This window comes from Thalassospira mesophila (genome assembly GCF_002115755.1).
Taxonomy (GTDB): Bacteria; Pseudomonadota; Alphaproteobacteria; order Rhodospirillales; family Thalassospiraceae; genus Thalassospira; species Thalassospira mesophila.
This window is the reverse complement of the sequence record NZ_JFKA01000007.1, coordinates 1-17626: the sequence shown is the minus strand read 5'-3', so window position 1 is coordinate 17626 and position 17626 is coordinate 1. Positions and strand designations below refer to the sequence as shown.

Here is a 17626-nt window from a genome sequence, read left to right as displayed (position 1 = left end):
CTTGTTAGACTGATTTGAACACCAGCGATGCGTTGGTGCCCCCGAAGCCGAACGAATTCGACAATGCGTAATTAACCTTGCGCTGCTTGGCTTCGAGCGGCACCAGATCAATCCCGCGGCACGCCTCGGAAGGATTGTGAAGGTTCAGGGTTGGCGGAACCACACTTTCGTGGATGGCCAGAACCGAGAACACAGCTTCAATCGCGCCAGCAGCCCCTAACAGGTGCCCTGTTGCCGATTTGGTCGAGGACATCGACACATCGTTGATGGCGTCACCAAACAGGCGCTTGACCGCGCCCAGTTCAATTTCGTCACCCAACGGGGTCGAGGTGCCGTGCGCGTTGACATAGTCAACCTGCTCGGGCGTGACACCGGCATTGCGCAACGCATTGCGCATGGAACGGAACCCGCCATTGCCATCAGCCGCTGGCGCGGTGATGTGATAGGCATCGCCCGACATGCCATAGCCAACAACTTCGGCATAAATACGAGCACCGCGCGCTTTGGCGTGTTCGTATTCTTCAAGCACGACACAACCAGCGCCTTCCCCCATGACAAAGCCGTCACGGCCCTGATCCCACGGGCGGGATGCCTCGGTCGGGGTATCGTTATAGCCTGTCGAAAGCGCACGGGCAGCGGCAAAACCGGCCATGCCCAGGCGGCAAACTGCGGCTTCGGCACCGCCAGCGACCATAACGTCGGCATCGCCCAGCATGATCATGCGCGAAGCATCGCCAATGGCGTGCGCGCCGGTCGAACAGGCGGTCACAACCGCATGGTTCGGGCCCTTAAGGCCATGCTTGATCGATACCTGGCCCGAAACCAGATTAATCAGACAAGACGGAATAAAGAAAGGACTGACACGGCGAATTTTGCCATCGGCAATCAGCTGTGCAGATTCGGCAATACGCGGCAACCCGCCAATTCCCGAACCAATCATCACCCCGGTTGCTTCCTGGTCTTCTTCCGTTTCCGGAACCCAGCCAGAATCGGCCAGCGCCTGATCAGCAGCCGCAATGCCAAAGATGATGAACTCGTCCATCTTTTTCATGTCTTTGACGGAAACATGGTCTTCGGCGTTAAACAGGCCAGCGCCCGTTCCGCGCGGAACCATACCACCGATTTTGGCGGGGATATCAGACACATCAAAATTATCGATGGCCCTGATGCCCGATTTTCCGTCCAGCAACCCTTGCCATGTGGCCTGGGCACCGTTTGCGACAGGCGTGACTGCGCCAATACCGGTTACAACTACGCGTCTCATCCCGCTTTACGCCTTTATTTTATGAAAATTGCAAAGACGAAAAGGGCGCCCGAGGATGCCTCTGGCGCCCGCGTCAAACAGCAAAATTAGCCGTTTGCCTTTTCGATGAAGTCAATCGCGTCTTTGACGGTCAGAATTTTTTCAGCAGCATCGTCGGGAATTTCAACGCCGAATTCTTCTTCAAACGCCATAACCAGCTCGACGGTGTCCAGGCTGTCGGCGCCCAGATCGTCGATGAAGCTGGCGTTTTCCGTGACCTTGTCTTCTTCAACACCGAGGTGTTCGACAACGATCTTCTTCACGCGATCTGCGACATCACTCATAGCTTAAATCCTTCAATAGGTTCTTTGTCAGTTAGTTTAGCTTATCCCGAAGCCCGCCCTTTTCAAGGTGCGAACCGGGACCATGGAACCGGCGACCGCAATTGCCGGTTCCGGTGATTTGGTATAGCGGCCCCTTTTAAACAGAAAAGCACGAAACCCGCAACGGGTTAAATCATCGCCATTCCGCCATTTACATGCAAGGTCTGGCCTGTGACATATCCGGCCTCGGTGCTGGCAAGGTATAAAACCGCTGCTGCAATTTCCGCGCTCTCCCCCATACGACCGGCAGGAATACTGCCAAGAAGCTTTTCTTTCTGGGCATCGGCAAGCTCGTCGGTCATTGCCGTGGTGATAAAACCAGGGGCCACGCAATTAACTGTAATACCGCGCACGGCAACTTCCTGTGCCAGCGATTTTGACCAGCCAATCATGCCTGCTTTGGCCGCGGCGTAATTGGTTTGGCCCGGATTCCCTGTTACCCCGACAATCGATGCAATGTTGATGATGCGGCCAAAACGGCGCTTCATCATGCCGCGCAACGAATTGCGGGCCAGCTTGAAGGCCGCCGTCAGGTTCACATCGATAACAGCCTGCCAGTCATCGTCTTTTAACCGCATCGCCAGCTGATCGCGGGTAATGCCGGCATTATTGACCAGAATATCAAGCTGCCCGCCAAGGGCCTCTTCGGCCTGCTTGATCAAGCCGTCAACCGAGGCACTGTCGGCAAGGTTACCCGGAACCACAACGGCATTTTCACCAATTTCCGCAGCAACCGCCTCAAGGCGTTCAACACGGGTACCCGAAAGCGCAACTTTGGCCCCGGCCGCGGCCAGCGCCTTGGCAATTTCGCCACCGATACCACCGGTAGCACCGGTCACCAGTGCTGTTTTACCTGTCAGATCGAACATATGTTTCTTCCCTGTCACTTTTTTAAACCGGTACCGCGTCACCGCGCATCACAGTGCCGCCAGAAAGGCTTCAATATCGGCCGGACCATTAATCGCAGTTCCCGTCATGTCGCGGTCAATTCGGCGCACCATGCCGCTTAAAACTTTGCCGGTGCCAATTTCAACCAGGGTATCGATGCCCTGTTCCTTCATATAAAGCACAGATTCGCGCCAGCGCACTGTGCCGCAAACCTGTTTGACAAGCAAATCACGGATGGCATCGGCATCCTGAACTTTCTGCGCGGTCACATTGGCAACCAGCGGCACACGCGGCGCCTGCATGGTAACGTCGCCAAGGGCCTCGGCCATACGATCGGCGGCAGGTTGCATCAGGGCACAATGGAACGGGGCGGAAACCGGCAACAACACCGCGCGCTTGGCCCCTTTTTCCTTGGCAATTATAATTGCCCGTTCAACCGCTTCCTTGTGGCCCGACACAACAACCTGCCCATTGGCATTGTCGTTCGCAGCGGTGCAAACATCGCCCTGGGCTGCCAGTTCGGCAACAGCAACGGCTTCGGCGTAATCCAGGCCCAACAAGGCCGCCATGGCGCCAACACCCACTGGTACGGCTGCCTGCATGGCCTGCCCGCGAATTTTAAGCAAACGTGCCGCATCGGAAATGCTGAATGTGCCTGCCGCGGCCAGCGCCGAATATTCCCCCAGCGAATGACCGGCAACCAGCGCGCATTTATCTGTCAGGGTAAAGCCGCCCTGGCTTTCCAGAACACGGGTCACCGCCAGGCTAACAGCCATCAGGGCGGGCTGTGCATTTTCCGTCAGCGTCAAATCGCCTTCCGGGCCCTCAAACATCAATGTGCTCAGCTTTTGGGCAAGCGCATCATCGACTTCCTGAAACACTTCACGAGCCAAAGGAAAGGCCTCGGCCAGTTCCTTGCCCATGCCAACGGCCTGCGATCCCTGACCGGGAAATACAAATGCGCGTGTCATTATTGATATAGCACCCTTGTCTGCTTTGCGTTTATGCCGTCCGGGCACCCGGCCCCGGCATTTATAAAGGCCCCCTTGATAACGCGCCCGCCCGTCCTGTCAAGGCCGGACAGGGATGCGGCACTACCGAAAAAAGCCAATTTGTTGTCAAAGGTGGTGCAGAAAGCCACGAATGCAAGAAAAAAGGCAGCGGACACCATGATTTGTCCGCTGCCTTCCAACTTTTAAAATCCCGGCCAATTAAATACCAAAGGCATTTCACAGGCCGCAATTGCAACTATTCAAGATAGTTTTGCATGCTTGAAACAACGCTATCGGCGATATGCGACTTGGTAATCACACCACGCACATCAGACTGACGCGGCAGCCCCCGACAGGGTTGAACCACAACAGCGGCCCGTGCGTTCCGACGATGCATGCGCTTGATCACGTCAAACAGCGTGGTTTTGTCGACAACAACAACAAAGTCCTCGTCAACAACATCACTTAACGTGGCATTGCCTTGCTCGCCCGAAACAGCAAACAAATAGTCGATATCGGGCAACACCCCAACAATCCGGTCACCGGCCACCACCACGATCGAGGCCACCTTGGGCTTCGGTCCGATTTGTTCGATGGCTTCAGAAACGCGCATTGCCGCATCCAGGAAAATCGGCGCCCGGTCCATAACCTCATGAGCCGGATGAACCATGAACATGTTGCTGTGACGTTCCTTGGGAATATGCAACCCGCGCAACACCAGTTTCGATGTGTAAATGGTTTCGCTGATCAGCATACGACGAACGCCCAGCGCAATTGCCACAGCCACCACCAGCGGCACGACAATATTATAGTCGCGGGTCATTTCGAAAATCATGATGATCGCGGTCATCGCCGCACCGGTACCCGCCGCAACAACCCCGCCCATGCCCACAAGGGCAAATTCCGCCGGGTTAATCCCTGCATCCGGGAAAATCATGGTGCCGATCACGCCAACAGCGCCGCCCATGGTCGCCCCGACAAACAGCGAGGGTGAAAACACCCCGCCCGATGCCCCGGAACCAATACTGACCGACGTTGCATACATTTTGGCAAAAAACAGGATTACCAGCAACGGAAGCGATGTCATGCCGCCGCGCAGGATGGCCTGAATGGTGCCGTAACCTACGCCATCAACATAATAATTGCCCGCAGTCAGGAACAATACATACATCAGAATGCCAACCGACAGCATACCAACCGCATGGCGGGTATAATCATTGCCGGGCATTTTCTTGAAAAACTTGTCTGTGATCAACATCGAGCGGATCAGCATCCACGCGGCAACACCGCTTAGAATGCCCAGCACCACATAAATGACCAGGGCTTCAAGATCGATCGCGGAAACCTGGGGAATGGCTGCCAGCGGCACTTCAAATGCCGGTGCCAGGCCAAAGGAAATACGCCCGATATAGGTTGCCGCACCCGTCGCAATCACCACAGGCAGAAATGTCCGGGTGGAAACTTCAGGCATCATAAGCTCGATGGCAAACAACACAGCGCCCAGCGGGGTATTGAATGTTGCGGCAATACCCGCACCTGCGCCCGCAGCCAGCAACGTAATACGCTGCCCGGTCGGAAGATTGCGAAGCTGTGCGATACTGGAGCCCAACGACGAGCCGATCTGAATGATCGGGCCTTCACGGCCAACAGCCGCCCCGGTCCCAATCGACAAGGCCGATGCAACAGACTTGATCACTGCCACCAGCGGCCGAATACGACCCTGATTAAAATAGATGGCATTCATCACTTCCGGCACGCCGTGGCCTTTGGCCTCGGGGGCAAAATTATTGACCAGAAACACAACCAGCATCCCGCCAAGCACGGGAACAAGAATAATAAGCGGACCCCATGACGAGGGCTCGGTCAGCATGTTGGCGTCATAATCAAGCGTAAAAGTGCCATAAAACGCCAGATTATGAATAACCGCGACAAGGGCGCGAAACGCAACCGCGCCATAGCCGGTCACGATGCCGACAATCAGCGAAAAGAAACATAAAGTAAGCAGTGTCGCGCGCCGGGGAGACGCACCTTCAACCTGGGATTCAACCATCACCAAACCATGTACATTCTGAGTATAACCCGGTCTAGCGCCCGCAAACACAAAATCCCTGCCCCGCTATTTTTATTGTAAATCGGGGGTGGCTAGGAAAATATGCAATGAAGAGTGGTCGACCGGTTCGACGGATGGCCCTAAGGACTACCTGCACACCCTTTGCAAATCAAGGGAATATCGGGCTTTGCATAGCGGCTCCTGGAAAAGTGCAACGCTTTTGTGACAAAAAAGCCCGCGTGGCTTGCCTTTGAAGAATTGTGCAAACCTGCCTTGCAAAAACGGGCACCTCGAATCGTTCGAATATGGCGGTATTTGCCGTTGCACCCGATGACGAAAAGTGTATATTCGCCCGCTCACGGCTCCTTGCCGGAAATGCCCGGCTATGCCTGCGCGATATGAGGTCGCTCAGGAAGAGATAAGCCACAAGGGGTGATTAGGAGAATTATGAGCAAGTACGAAAGCGTGTATATTGCACGTCAGGACTTCTCGACTGCACAGGTCGAAGCCCTGAACGAAAAGCTGAACGAAACCCTCGTTGGCCTCGGCGCAACTGTCGCCAAGACCGAATACTGGGGCCTTCGTTCCCTGACCTATCGGGTCAAGAAAAACCGCAAGGGTCACTATACCCTCTTCCAGATCGATGCCGACAAGGACGCGATTGCGGAATATGAACGTCAGATGCGCTTCAATGAAGACGTGCTGCGTCAGATGACCGTCAAGGTTGATGCGTTCGAAGAAGAACAGTCAGCTATTCTGCGTAACCGCGACGAACGTGGCAGCCGTGGCCCGCGCCGCAGCGGCCCGCGTCAGTAACCGATTAACGAGGAGGATATACCATGGCTGGACGTCGTCTATTTTTCCGTCGCCGCAAGACCTGCCCGTTCTCGGGTGCGGATGCGCCGAAGATTGACTATAAAGATGTCAAACTGTTGCAGCGTTTTGTTTCAGAACGCGGCAAGATCGTTCCGAGCCGTATCACGGCCGTTTCGGCCAAGAAACAGCGTGAGCTTTCAAAAGCCATCAAACGCGCTCGTTTCCTGGCGCTGCTGCCCTACTCAGACCAGGTCTGAGGCAGTCGGCAAGAGACTTTGTTTTGCGGTCTCGGCCAACGGAGTAGCTGATGTCTTCGCGTGATACTCTAACGTCAATCGGTGCAGGACTGGGCAGTGCGCTTTTGTTTCTGCTGGTATTGACCGGAAATCCGCTAGCGCTGCTGCTTTCCTATTTCGGGCACTTGCCACTTTTCGTTATCGGATTGTGGCGCGGACCCAAAAGCCTGCTGGTTGCGGCACTGGCGGCATGTGCCGCCCTTCTTCTTTTAGGGGGGCCTTTGCCGTTCACGGTCTTTTTGGTCGTGATTGCCGGACCAGCGACGATGTTGACCCGCGTGGCGCTTGTAGCGCGGGCTGACGACTCCGGGAAACCGGTGTTTATTCAGCCCGGTGTTATTTTGGCCGCCATGGCCGTGGCCGTTTCAGTGATGATGATTGTCATCCTTGCAACAGTTGCGGCGGATGGTCTGGATATTCAGGGGGTGATCGCTCACTTCCTCTCGACAATGTATTCTGAAATGGGCGTTCCGCTAACCCCGGATGTTCAACAGATCATTGTGATGTTCCAGACATATTTCCCGGCGATTGCGGCATTGTCCTGGTACCTGATGGTGCTGGTCAATGTCATGATTGCACAGGCAATTCTGGTGCGCGCAGCAAAAAACCTGCGCCCGACGCCCAGTTTGGCGTCGCTGAGTTTGCCCGGTTGGTCACTTTTTGCGTTTGCTCTAGCCGGGGCATCCATCGCGTTTAGCGATGACAACCTGGCCTATATAGCGCGCAACGTCGCGGTTGTACTGGCAGTGCCGTTCCTGTTTCAGGGATTGGCGCTGGTACACGGGCAGGCAGCCCGATGGCCGCAAAAGCGTATGATATTGACGGTTTTTTATATCGTCACGGTTCTGTCTAGCTGGTCGTTCATCGCGATCTGCGGACTTGGAATTGTTGAGCATTTAATCAGGCTGCGGGGGAACCAACCGATGACCCGTAGCAATGAGGAGGATCGGTGATGGAAGTTATTCTGCTCCAGCGGGTAGAAAAACTCGGCCAGATGGGTGACGTTGTCACCGTAAAGCCGGGCCACGCCCGCAACCGCCTGCTGCCCCAGGGTATGGCCCTGCGTGCAAACAAGGCAAATCTTGCTGTTTTCGAAGCACAGAAAGCACAGCTCGAAGCTGACAACCTGGAACGCCGTTCGGAAGCCCAGGACGTTGCTGACAAGCTTGGCAATCTGGCAGTGACCCTGGTTCGCCAGGCATCTGACGTTGGGCACCTGTACGGCTCGGTTACCGCACGCGATATCGCGGCTGCCGTTACCGCATCAGGCTGCACCATTTCTCGTGGTCAGGTTCGCCTGGAAACCCCGATCAAGACCCTGGGCCTGCACGACGTTGTCGTTGCCCTGCACCCGGAAGTCCTGATCACGGTGACCGCCAACGTTGCCCGTACCGAAGAAGATGCTTCCGAGCAGCTTCGTAAAGGTGCGGCTGTTCTTGGCACCATCGACGAGATGGAAGAAGAAGAAGCCCTCGCCGAAGAAGAAGCATCCGAAGAAGAATTGGAAGCTGCTGGCGAAGAAGAAGCTGCTGAAGCCAACGCCTGATTTGGTGTTGCCTGACGGGTTTTGTGAAAACGGCGTATCCTTGCGGATGCGCCGTTTTCTTTTACCCACGGCAGACCTTATGCCATCGCATAAAAAAACACCCTGTATCCCGACCATTGCGGTTACGGTATACCCGCTATGACCACGATGGTTTTACACTTTCAGCTCAACAGGATGACTGGTACCCTCCGCCATCATGAATGATCCCCAGCTTGATGCCCTGTTTGCCCCTATGGATGCAGACGAGGGTGCTAACCATCATCTCCCGCTTGAGCGTATGCCGCCTCACAACTTTGAGGCGGAGGCAGCGTTATTGGGCGCCATCCTGAATAACAACGCAGCTTACGAGCGCGTTTCAGATATTTTGCGACCCGAACATTTTGCCGACGCCCGCCACGGACGCATTTTTGAAGCCTGCGGCAAACTGATCGAACGCGGCCAACTGGCCAACCCGGTAACCCTGTCGGCCTATTTTCGCCAGGACGAACATCTGGCCGAAATTGGCGGCGCGCAATATCTGGCCGAACTTTCCAACAACATGGTTTCGGTCATTAATGCCGGCGACTATGGCAAACTGGTTTACGACCTGTATTTGCGCCGCGAGCTGATTGATATTGGCGAGTCTGTTGTTAACGAGGCCTATCAATACGAACTTGATGCCGATGCGGGTAACCAGATCGAAAATGCCGAACAGCGCCTGTTTTCACTGGCAACTGCCGGGGCGGCTGAATCGGGTTTTATCGCCTTTGGCCCGGCCCTGACCCGTGCGGTCGAAAATGTTGAACATGCCTTTAAAAATGCCGGCAAGGTTGTTGGTGTTACCACCGGCCTTCGCGATATTGACCGCAAGCTGGGCGGCCTGCATCCTTCCGACCTTCTGATCCTTGCCGGGCGCCCGTCGATGGGTAAAACCGCCCTTGCCATGAACGTGGCGTTTAATGCCGCCATTTCATCGCACAAAACCCGCGCCAGCGGCGAAGACCAGTTTGACGAATTACGCACCGGTGCTATTGCCGTTTTCTCGCTTGAAATGGCCGCCGAACAGTTGGCCGCCCGTCTTTTGTCACAGGCGGCCGAGGTTTCGGGCGATAATATGCGCCGTGGTGATTTGAACGAGGACGATTTTGAACGCCTTGTCATCGCCTCGCGCGAATTAAATACCGTCCCGCTTTATATCGACGACACCCCGGCCCTGCCCGTTTCAACCTTGCGCACACGGTGTCGCCGGTTAAAGCGCCAGCACGGGCTTGCCATGATCGTGGTCGATTACCTGCAGCTTCTTGCCCCGCCCACCAACTTTCGCGGCGATGGCCGTGTTCAGGAAGTTTCGGAAATTACCCGATCACTCAAGGCAATTGCCAAGGAACTGGGCTGTCCGGTGCTGGCCCTGTCACAGCTGTCGCGTGCGGTTGAGCAGCGCGACGATAAACGCCCGCAATTGTCGGATTTGCGCGAATCAGGCTCGATCGAGCAGGACGCCGATGTGGTGATGTTTATCTATCGTGAACAATATTATCTCGAACGTGCCGAACCGGCCCAAAAGCCCGAAGAATCGACCGACAGATTCGGCGAGCGCTATTCGCAGTGGCAGGAACGTTTGAACCAGGTTTACAACACCGCCGAAGTCATTGTTGCCAAGCAGCGACATGGCCCGGTTGGCAATGTCCGGCTGTTCTTTGACGGCAACTATACCAAGTTTGGCGATCTTGACCATGTCGCCGAAGAATTTGACGAATAACCCACCATGCATAAACGGGGTTTAGCCAATGAGCGTCCTACCCGCCCCTGGCCGTGCGGCCGATTGCGCACAGCTGGAAATCAACCTGAGAGCGATCGCTGAAAATTATCAGCGTCTGCAAAAAACCTATACCGGCCGCACCATGGGCGCGGTCGTCAAGGCAGATGCGTACGGGCTGGGTGCCAAGGCCATTGTGCCTGTGCTGAAAAAGCAGGGCTGTCGGCTGTTTTTTGTGGCACATGCCAACGAAGCCGCCGACCTTTTTCCGCTTTTGCGGGGTGGCGGGCGCATTGCCGTTTTTAACGGGCTGATGCCCGGCGATGAAGAATTTTTCATCGAAAACGACGTCATCCCGGTTCTGAATGATCTGGGCCAGATCGAACGCTGGTCCAACCTGTGCCGCGAATATGAACGCCCGGCACCGGCCTTTATTCATCTTGATACCGGCATGAACCGTACCGGCTTGTCGCCACGCGACATGCAGGAACTGATCGAACGGCATTCAAAATTGCTCTATGGCTTTGAAAAAGCTGGCTATATGACCCATCCGGTCGCCGCTGACGAAGCCGAAAACCCGATCACGCGTGAACAATATAACCTGTTCATGAAATGGTATCGGCGCTTGCCCCCGGCACCGCGCGGATTTTGCAATTCCTCGGCCATTTTCCGTCATAAAGACTACCACCTTGAATTTTGCCGTCCCGGCTATGCGCTGTGGGGCGGCAACCCGACGCCTGAAAAAGCCAACCCCATGCGATCTGTGGTCACGTTAACAGCCAAGGTCTTGCAATTGCGTCAGATTGACACCGGAGAGTCGGTCGGATACGGTGCGTCGTGGCGGGCCGAACGGCCATCACGGATTGCAACCATTGCCGCAGGTTATGCCGATGGCTGGTTGCGTCACCTTTCCAATGCCGGGAAACTTAAAATCGACGGTATTCAGACGCCGATGGTAGGTCGTGTTTCAATGGATGCCTTTGGCATTGATGTCACCGATCTTCCGGAAGGAAAGCTGAAAGCTGGCGACGATGTAACCTTGCTGGGCAAAGACTGCACCGTTGATGATATCGGCACCATGTCCGGTACTATTGGCTACGAAATCCTGACCTCGCTTGGTCATCGTTATCAGCGGGTTTACACCGAAGGCTGATCTGGTTGCGGCGATTGCGCCACACACCAAGATTGCCAAAACAAGGGAATAACGCCCCAGATGCCGATCTTAGCGCCGATAGGCCGGGTATTTCTTGCATTTCTGGCTGTTGTCGGCCGGGTTACGGTTTTTGCTGCCAAAACACTGTTGCATTGTGTGACGCCGCGTTTCTATTTCCGGCTGATCCTGAAGCAAATGTGCGAAATCGGCTATTTTTCCCTGCCGGTTGTCGCCATGACCACGCTGTTTGCCGGCATGGTTCTGGCACTGCAAAGTTATTCCGGCTTTTCACGGTTTTCTGCCGAAAGTGCGGTTGCCACCGTCGTTGTCATTTCCATAACCCGCGAACTGGGCCCGGTGCTGGCAGGCTTGATGGTGGCTGGCCGCGTTGGCGCCGCCATTGCCGCCGAAATCGGCACCATGCGCGTGACCGAGCAAATTGATGCACTGGTAACCCTGTCGACCAATCCGTTCAAATATCTGGTGGTGCCACGCGTACTTGCGGGCCTGGTTACCCTGCCCATTCTGGTTTTCATTGGCGATATCCTGGGTGTCCTTGGCGGGTATATGGTGGGCGTGAACAAACTCTCGTTTAATTCCGGGGCCTACATCCAAAACACCTTCCAGTATCTTGAAACACTTGATGTGGTTTCAGGGCTGGTCAAGGCGGCGGTCTTTGGCTTTATCATCACATTGATGGGCTGCTATCAGGGCTATTATTCGCGTGGCGGTGCCCAGGGCGTGGGTCAGGCAACCACCAATGCCGTGGTTTCCAGCTCTATCCTGATCCTGATTTCCAATTACATCGTGACCGAACTGTTTTTTGTTCGCTAATTCAGGGCCGCAAGCATTATGTCAAACAGCCCGAAAATCAGCCTGACCGATCTTCACAAGGGCTTTGGGACCAAAAAAGTCCTGCAAGGGGTGAACCTTGATGTTGCCGCGGGTGAATCGGTTGCCATCATTGGCGGGTCGGGAACAGGTAAATCCGTTACCCTGAAATGCGTTTTGGGGTTGCTGACCCCCGATAGCGGATCGGTCAAAATTGACGGTGTTGAAATGGTCGGTGCGGGCCGCAATGCCCAGGACGCCATGCTGGCAAAAACCGGCATGCTGTTTCAGGGTGCTGCGCTGTTTGACTCGCTACCAGTATGGGAAAACGTTGCCTTTGGCCTGATCGAAGGCCAGGGCACAGACCGCAAAAAAGCCTATGACATTGCCATCGCCCGCCTTGCCGATGTCGGGCTGGGTGCGGAAATGGCCGATATGTCGCCCGCATCGCTGTCGGGCGGCATGCAAAAACGGGTCGGCCTTGCCCGCGCCATAGCCACCCAACCCGAAATCCTGTTTTTTGACGAACCCACCACCGGCATTGACCCGATCATGGGCGATGTGATTAACGACCTGATCGTCAAATGCACGCGCGAACTTGGTGCCTGTGCCCTGACCATTACCCATGATATGGCCAGTGCGCGCAAAATTGCCGATCGCATTGCGTTTCTCTATCAGGGCAAAATCATATGGGACGGCCCTGTTGCAGATGTTGAGAACAGCGACAATCCCTATTTGCAGCAATTTATATCGGGCAATACCGAAGGACCGCTTGATCTGGATTTAAAGCATCTTTAATCCGGTAACGGCTTTGGTTTATGGTCAAATCCTCGCCGTGAGCTGATTGCGAAACCAGATCACCTGCCCGGCACCGGCCATCCCTTGCCTGCCCAGTCATTTCAGTCAGCGGAGCTTTTTGTGGCAAAAACCCAAAGCCGATTCATCTGCCAGAATTGCGGTGCCGAATACCGGAAATGGACCGGGCATTGTGATGCCTGCGATGCATGGAACACCATCGAAGAAGAACGCGTAGAAGCCGGGCCCAAGGCCACCGGTGCCATCACCACCGGGCCGCGCGGCAAACCGCTGGATTTTGTGGCCCTTGAAGGCCAAAGTGCGCGCCCGCCCCGCATCATCACCGGCATAACCGAGCTTGACCGCGCATGTGGCGGCGGGCTGGTTCCCGGGTCTGCCCTGCTGGTTGGCGGTGACCCCGGCATTGGTAAATCCACCATCATGTTGCAGGCGGTTGGTGTTTTGGCCGCCCGGCATAAATGCGCCTATATCTCGGGCGAAGAAGCGGTTGATCAGGTGCGCATGCGCGCTGCACGGTTGGGGCTTGAAAAATCCAAGGTCGATTTTGCCGCCGCCACCAGCCTGCGCGACATTATCTCAACGTTAGAGCAAAGCAACCATGAAGTTGTCATTATCGACTCCATTCAAACCATGTATGCCGACACCCTTGATAGCGCACCGGGAACCGTGTCTCAGGTCCGGGCTTGCGCGCTGGAACTGATCCGGCTGGCCAAACGCAAGGGTTTTGCGGTTATTCTGGTGGGCCACGTCACCAAGGAAGGCCAGATCGCCGGGCCACGGGTGCTGGAGCATATGGTCGATACCGTTTTGTATTTTGAAGGCGAACGTGGCCACCAGTTCCGCATTCTGCGCGCGGTAAAAAACCGCTTTGGCGCGACCGACGAAATTGGCGTGTTTGAAATGGGCGATACCGGGCTGGTCGAAGTGCCCAACCCCTCGGCTCTGTTTTTGGCCGACCGCGATGCCCCGGTAAGCGGCACCGCCGTTTTTGCCGGCCTTGAAGGAACACGCCCCATGCTGGTGGAAATTCAGGCACTGGTGGCGCAATCGGCACTGGCATCACCGCGCCGCGCCGTTGTTGGCGGCGATTCGGCCCGCTTGAACATGATTTTGGCCGTGCTTGATGCCCGCTGCGGCCTGCCGCTAAGCCAATTTGATGTTTACCTGAACGTCGCCGGTGGTTTACGTGTGGGGGAACCCGCCGCCGACCTTGCGGTGGCTGCCGCCCTTATTTCGGCTGTGGCCAACACACCGGTCCCCGCTGAAACCGTCATTGTCGGTGAAATTGGCCTGTCGGGCGAAATCCGCCCGGTTGGCCAGACCGAAGCCCGGTTAAAAGAAGCCGCCAAACTTGGCTTTGTAAATGCCTATGTGCCCAAACAGGGGCAAAGCGCGAAAAAGAAACTGACCATCAAAGGCTTGAAGCAGGTTGAAATCGTCCATCTTCAGGATTTGATAAATTTATTCGGGCAAGATATTGGCGACAAGGTGCGCCCGCGCGAAGGCATGTATTAAATCGTGTTTTTGCGCGCACAGGCATATGTTTGTTGCCTTGCACGATCACAAGCCCTATTCCGACCTTTTGGCGCAGGCATTTCCTGCGCAAAGCCATAACAGGACCAACGCAGAATGGATTTTTCCTTCCTCTCCGAACTGGGGGCCAGAGACGTCTTTGATCTGGTGGTCGTGGCCATTGTGCTGCTGTCCGGGCTATTTGCGTTTTTTCGCGGCTTTGTCCATGAAAGCCTGTCGATGCTGGGTTGGGTCGGCGCGGGTGTTACCGCCCTTTATGGCTATCCGGTTGCACGTCCTTATGTGCGTGAACTCATCCCGTCCCAACTGATTGCCGACCTTGCCACCGGCATTGGCCTGTTTTTGATCGCGTTTCTGATTTGCTCGTTTATCAGTGGCCGGATTGCCAAGGTCGTCCAGAACTCCGGACTTGATAGCCTTGATAGTACGCTCGGTTTTGTTTTTGGCCTGGTGCGGGGCGGTATTGTGGTCTGCATCGCCTATATCGCGCTGTCATGGTTAATGCCGCCCGCACAGCAACCGATGTGGGTACAAACCGCGCGCACCCGCCCTGTTTTGCAGGAGGGGTCCTATTTGCTCAAGGCTGCTATGCCCGATGCGCTGTTTGACAGCACCACCGAAGAAATCGCCCGCGCCCAGCGCGAGGCAGATGCGCGCGATGATACCTATCGCAAATTGTTGGGCCCGACGCCAAAACGTAAGGAATCCGGGCCTATTGAAGGCTATACACAAGAAGAAATCGATGCGAAAAACCGCCTGATCGATGCCGTAACCCGGTAATGATGGCGGGGCGCGTCGGTGATGTGATACAGATAAAATTGTTTTAAACGTCATCGCGATGCCGCAGAACAACAAAAGGTTCTGGACCAAAATCTCAAACGCGTTATAAAACGCCCACGCGCAAAGATATGGATTGCCCCTGGTGGCGATCCCCAACGAGTGAGGCGTCGGGATTTCGTTAACGCGTGCGGCATCCAACAGGCGCCACCGGCGAGAGAGCGGAACCCACTCAATGCTGACCACCAATCCATTCGATGACGACAAGCTACGCGAAGAGTGTGGCGTTTTTGGCGTGTTTGGTTCGCCCGATGCGGCGGCCTTAACAGCCCTTGGTCTCCATGCCCTTCAGCATCGCGGGCAGGAAGCGGCCGGTATTGTTTCTTACGACGGATCTGATTTTCCCGCCCATCGGGCATCAGGCCAGGTTGGCGACATTTTCGGATCGCAAGACGTAATTAAAAGCCTGCAAGGGCACCGGGCCGTGGGCCATGTGCGCTATTCCACCGCAGGCGGCAAGGGCCTTCGCAACGTTCAGCCCCTGTTTGCCGATTTTGAATTTGGCGGCCTGGCCATTGCCCATAACGGCAATTTAACCAACGCCCTTGCCGTGCGCGACCGTCTGGTGCGCCGCGGCTCTATTTTTCAGTCCACCGCCGATACCGAGGTGTTCATTCACCTGATCGCCACCAGCCTGTACGAAAAGATCGTTGATCGCCTGATCGATGCGCTGCGTCAGGTTGAAGGGGCTTACAGCCTGGTCGTCATGACCCAGAAAAAGCTGATCGGTGTGCGTGACCCGCTTGGCGTGCGTCCGCTGGTGCTGGGCAAACTCAACGACTCGTACATCTTCTCGTCTGAAACCGTTGGCCTCGACATTGTCGGTGCCGAATTCATTCGTGACGTTGAACCCGGCGAAATTGTTGAAATCACCGATGCCGGTATTCGCTCGACCAAGCCGTTCAAACCGGTCAAATCGCGCTTTTGTATTTTTGAACATGTCTATTTCGCTCGCCCCGACAGCATTGTCGAAGGCTCCAGCGTGTATGATGTGCGCAAAAATATTGGCCGCGAACTGGCCCGTGAATCCGCCGTCGAAGCCGACGTGGTTGTGCCGATCCCCGATTCCGGCGTGCCGCCTGCACTGGGCTATGCCGAAGAATCCGGTATTCCGTTTGAACTGGGCATCATCCGTAACCATTATGTTGGCCGGACCTTTATTGAACCGACCGACCAGATCCGCCATTTGGGTGTGAAGCTGAAACATAACGCCAACCCCGGCAAACTAAAGGGCAAGCGCGTTATTCTGGTCGATGACTCCATTGTGCGTGGCACCACATCGACCAAAATCGTCGAGCTGGTCCGCCATGCCGGGGCTGCCGAAGTTCATATGCGCATTACCAGCCCGCCCACGGCAAACCCGTGTTTCTATGGTGTTGATACGCCGTCAAAAGAAAAGCTGATGGCGGCCAATTACGACATTGAAACAATGGCGAAAATGATTGGCGTCGACAGTCTGGCTTTTGTCAGCATTGACGGATTGTACCGTGCCACCGGCCTGCCCGGCCGCGATGCGCAAAGCCCGGCATTTTGCGATGCCTGCTTTACCGGCGATTATCCGATCAAACTGACCGACCATCAGACCGAAAACAAAGGTCGAAAATTGTCGCAATTGGTCGAAAGGCAAACCGCATGAGTGCGCAAAAACGCCTTGAAGGCAAAGTTGCGCTGGTAACCGGGGCATCGCACGGCATTGGCCGGGCGATTGCCAAACGGTTTGCCGCCGAAGGCGCCGAAGTCATCGCCCTTGGTCGCAATGTTGGGGCGCTGGAAGAACTTGATGATGAAATTCGGGCGGAAGGCGGCAAAGTCGTTTTATTGCCGCTTGATTTAACCATGTACGAAAAAATCGATGCCATGGGTGCATCGATTTACGAACGCTTTGGCAAGCTTGACATCGTGGTCGGCAATGCCGCGGTTTTGGGTGAACTGGCCCCGGTTGGCCATATTGATACGCAAATGTTTGAAAACACCCTTGCTGTCAATGTCACCGCCAATTTCCGCCTGATCCGCAGTGTTGATAAATTGCTGCGCCTTGCCAATGCCGGACGTGCCATTTTCGTTACATCGGGCGCATCGTCCAAGGGCCTTGCGTTCTGGGGGCTTTATGCTGCCACCAAGGCCGCCCTTGAGGCACTGGTGCTGTCCTATGCCCAGGAAATGAATGACAGCACGGTAAAGGTTAACCTGGTTAACCCCGGCCCCATCCGCACCACCATGCGTGCCGCCGCCTTTCCCGGTGAAGACCCGCAAACCCTGCGCACCCCCGAAAGCATCATGGATGTTTTCGTTGATCTGGCCGCCGAGGACTGCACCCGGCATGGTGAGATCATCAAGCCCAGCTAAATCACCTTGAAAAACCATCCAAACGGACCCTGTTGTGGTCCGTTTTTTTGTTTATAAAATGCTGCCCGTCACATCCCGCCAGCCATAAAAAAACGCGTATCTGCTGCCAGATACGCGTTTTGATTTTTACAGATAATACATAGCATAATTTCGGTGGTCAC

17 protein-coding genes are annotated in these 17626 nt (G+C 55.4%); 12 read left to right on the top strand and 5 right to left on the bottom strand.

What is annotated here, in order from left to right; all coding sequences use genetic code 11:
- Positions 1-4: 4 nt before the first annotated feature.
- The 5 genes from fabF to TMES_RS15005 all read right to left on the bottom strand — a co-directional run bounded on the left by fabF (position 5) and on the right by TMES_RS15005 (position 5556).
- Positions 5-1264, bottom strand: coding sequence for a beta-ketoacyl-ACP synthase II (gene fabF, locus TMES_RS15030; RefSeq protein WP_085583998.1), 1260 nt, complete (start codon positions 1262-1264; stop codon positions 5-7).
- An 86-nt stretch (positions 1265-1350) separates the two neighbouring features.
- Positions 1351-1587 (bottom strand): acyl carrier protein, encoded by a 237-nt coding sequence (locus TMES_RS15025; RefSeq protein WP_073956513.1) that lies wholly within the window; start codon positions 1585-1587, stop codon positions 1351-1353.
- 167 nt (positions 1588-1754) lie between these two features.
- Positions 1755-2495, bottom strand: a complete 741-nt coding sequence (fabG, locus tag TMES_RS15020; RefSeq protein ID WP_085583996.1) for a 3-oxoacyl-[acyl-carrier-protein] reductase — start codon at positions 2493-2495, stop codon at positions 1755-1757.
- 48 nt (positions 2496-2543) lie between these two features.
- Positions 2544-3485: an ACP S-malonyltransferase gene (gene fabD, locus TMES_RS15015; protein WP_085583995.1), complete on the bottom strand. Its 942-nt coding sequence runs from the start codon at positions 3483-3485 to the stop codon at positions 2544-2546.
- A gap of 277 nt (positions 3486-3762) precedes the next feature.
- Complete coding sequence (locus TMES_RS15005) at positions 3763-5556, bottom strand: chloride channel protein (RefSeq protein WP_085583992.1); 1794 nt, start codon at positions 5554-5556, stop codon at positions 3763-3765.
- 447 nt (positions 5557-6003) lie between these two features.
- On the opposite strand from TMES_RS15005, the gene rpsF reads away from it, so the two are divergent.
- The 12 genes from rpsF to TMES_RS14945 all read left to right on the top strand — a co-directional run bounded on the left by rpsF (position 6004) and on the right by TMES_RS14945 (position 17465).
- The gene (gene rpsF, locus TMES_RS15000) at positions 6004-6372 is read left to right on the top strand and encodes a 30S ribosomal protein S6 (RefSeq protein WP_085583990.1); all 369 of its coding nucleotides are present in this window, start codon (positions 6004-6006) and stop codon (positions 6370-6372) included.
- A gap of 23 nt (positions 6373-6395) precedes the next feature.
- Positions 6396-6629 (top strand): 30S ribosomal protein S18, encoded by a 234-nt coding sequence (rpsR, locus tag TMES_RS14995; protein WP_085583988.1) that lies wholly within the window; start codon positions 6396-6398, stop codon positions 6627-6629.
- A 104-nt stretch (positions 6630-6733) separates the two neighbouring features.
- The gene (locus tag TMES_RS14990) at positions 6734-7621 is read left to right on the top strand and encodes a DUF2232 domain-containing protein (protein ID WP_245835451.1); all 888 of its coding nucleotides are present in this window, start codon (positions 6734-6736) and stop codon (positions 7619-7621) included.
- Positions 7621-8214: a 50S ribosomal protein L9 gene (gene rplI, locus TMES_RS14985; protein ID WP_085583985.1), complete on the top strand. Its 594-nt coding sequence runs from the start codon at positions 7621-7623 to the stop codon at positions 8212-8214. The genes TMES_RS14990 and rplI overlap by 1 nt, the downstream gene beginning before the upstream one ends.
- Positions 8215-8410: 196 nt before the next feature.
- Positions 8411-9952 carry a replicative DNA helicase gene (locus tag TMES_RS14980; protein WP_085583983.1) on the top strand — a complete coding sequence of 514 codons (1542 nt, stop codon included), beginning with the start codon at positions 8411-8413 and terminating at the stop codon, positions 9950-9952.
- Positions 9953-9980: 28 nt separating this feature from the next.
- Positions 9981-11102, top strand: coding sequence for an alanine racemase (gene alr / locus TMES_RS14975; RefSeq protein ID WP_085583981.1), 1122 nt, complete (start codon positions 9981-9983; stop codon positions 11100-11102).
- 60 nt (positions 11103-11162) lie between these two features.
- Entirely contained in the window at positions 11163-11936 is a 774-nt protein-coding gene (locus TMES_RS14970; protein WP_085583979.1) for an MlaE family ABC transporter permease, read from the top strand.
- Positions 11937-11954: 18 nt separating this feature from the next.
- A complete protein-coding gene (locus tag TMES_RS14965) occupies positions 11955-12731 on the top strand; it encodes an ABC transporter ATP-binding protein (protein WP_085583977.1) in 777 nt (258 codons plus the stop codon).
- A gap of 120 nt (positions 12732-12851) precedes the next feature.
- Positions 12852-14264 carry a DNA repair protein RadA gene (gene radA / locus TMES_RS14960; RefSeq protein ID WP_085584266.1) on the top strand — a complete coding sequence of 471 codons (1413 nt, stop codon included), beginning with the start codon at positions 12852-12854 and terminating at the stop codon, positions 14262-14264.
- A gap of 114 nt (positions 14265-14378) precedes the next feature.
- Positions 14379-15062, top strand: coding sequence for a CvpA family protein (locus TMES_RS14955; RefSeq protein ID WP_085583975.1), 684 nt, complete (start codon positions 14379-14381; stop codon positions 15060-15062).
- Positions 15063-15294: 232 nt separating this feature from the next.
- Positions 15295-16755, top strand: a complete 1461-nt coding sequence (gene purF, locus TMES_RS14950; RefSeq protein ID WP_085583973.1) for an amidophosphoribosyltransferase — start codon at positions 15295-15297, stop codon at positions 16753-16755.
- Positions 16752-17465 carry an SDR family NAD(P)-dependent oxidoreductase gene (locus TMES_RS14945; protein ID WP_085583971.1) on the top strand — a complete coding sequence of 238 codons (714 nt, stop codon included), beginning with the start codon at positions 16752-16754 and terminating at the stop codon, positions 17463-17465. Before purF ends, TMES_RS14945 begins: the two co-directional genes overlap by 4 nt.
- The last annotated feature ends 161 nt before the right edge of the window (positions 17466-17626 follow it).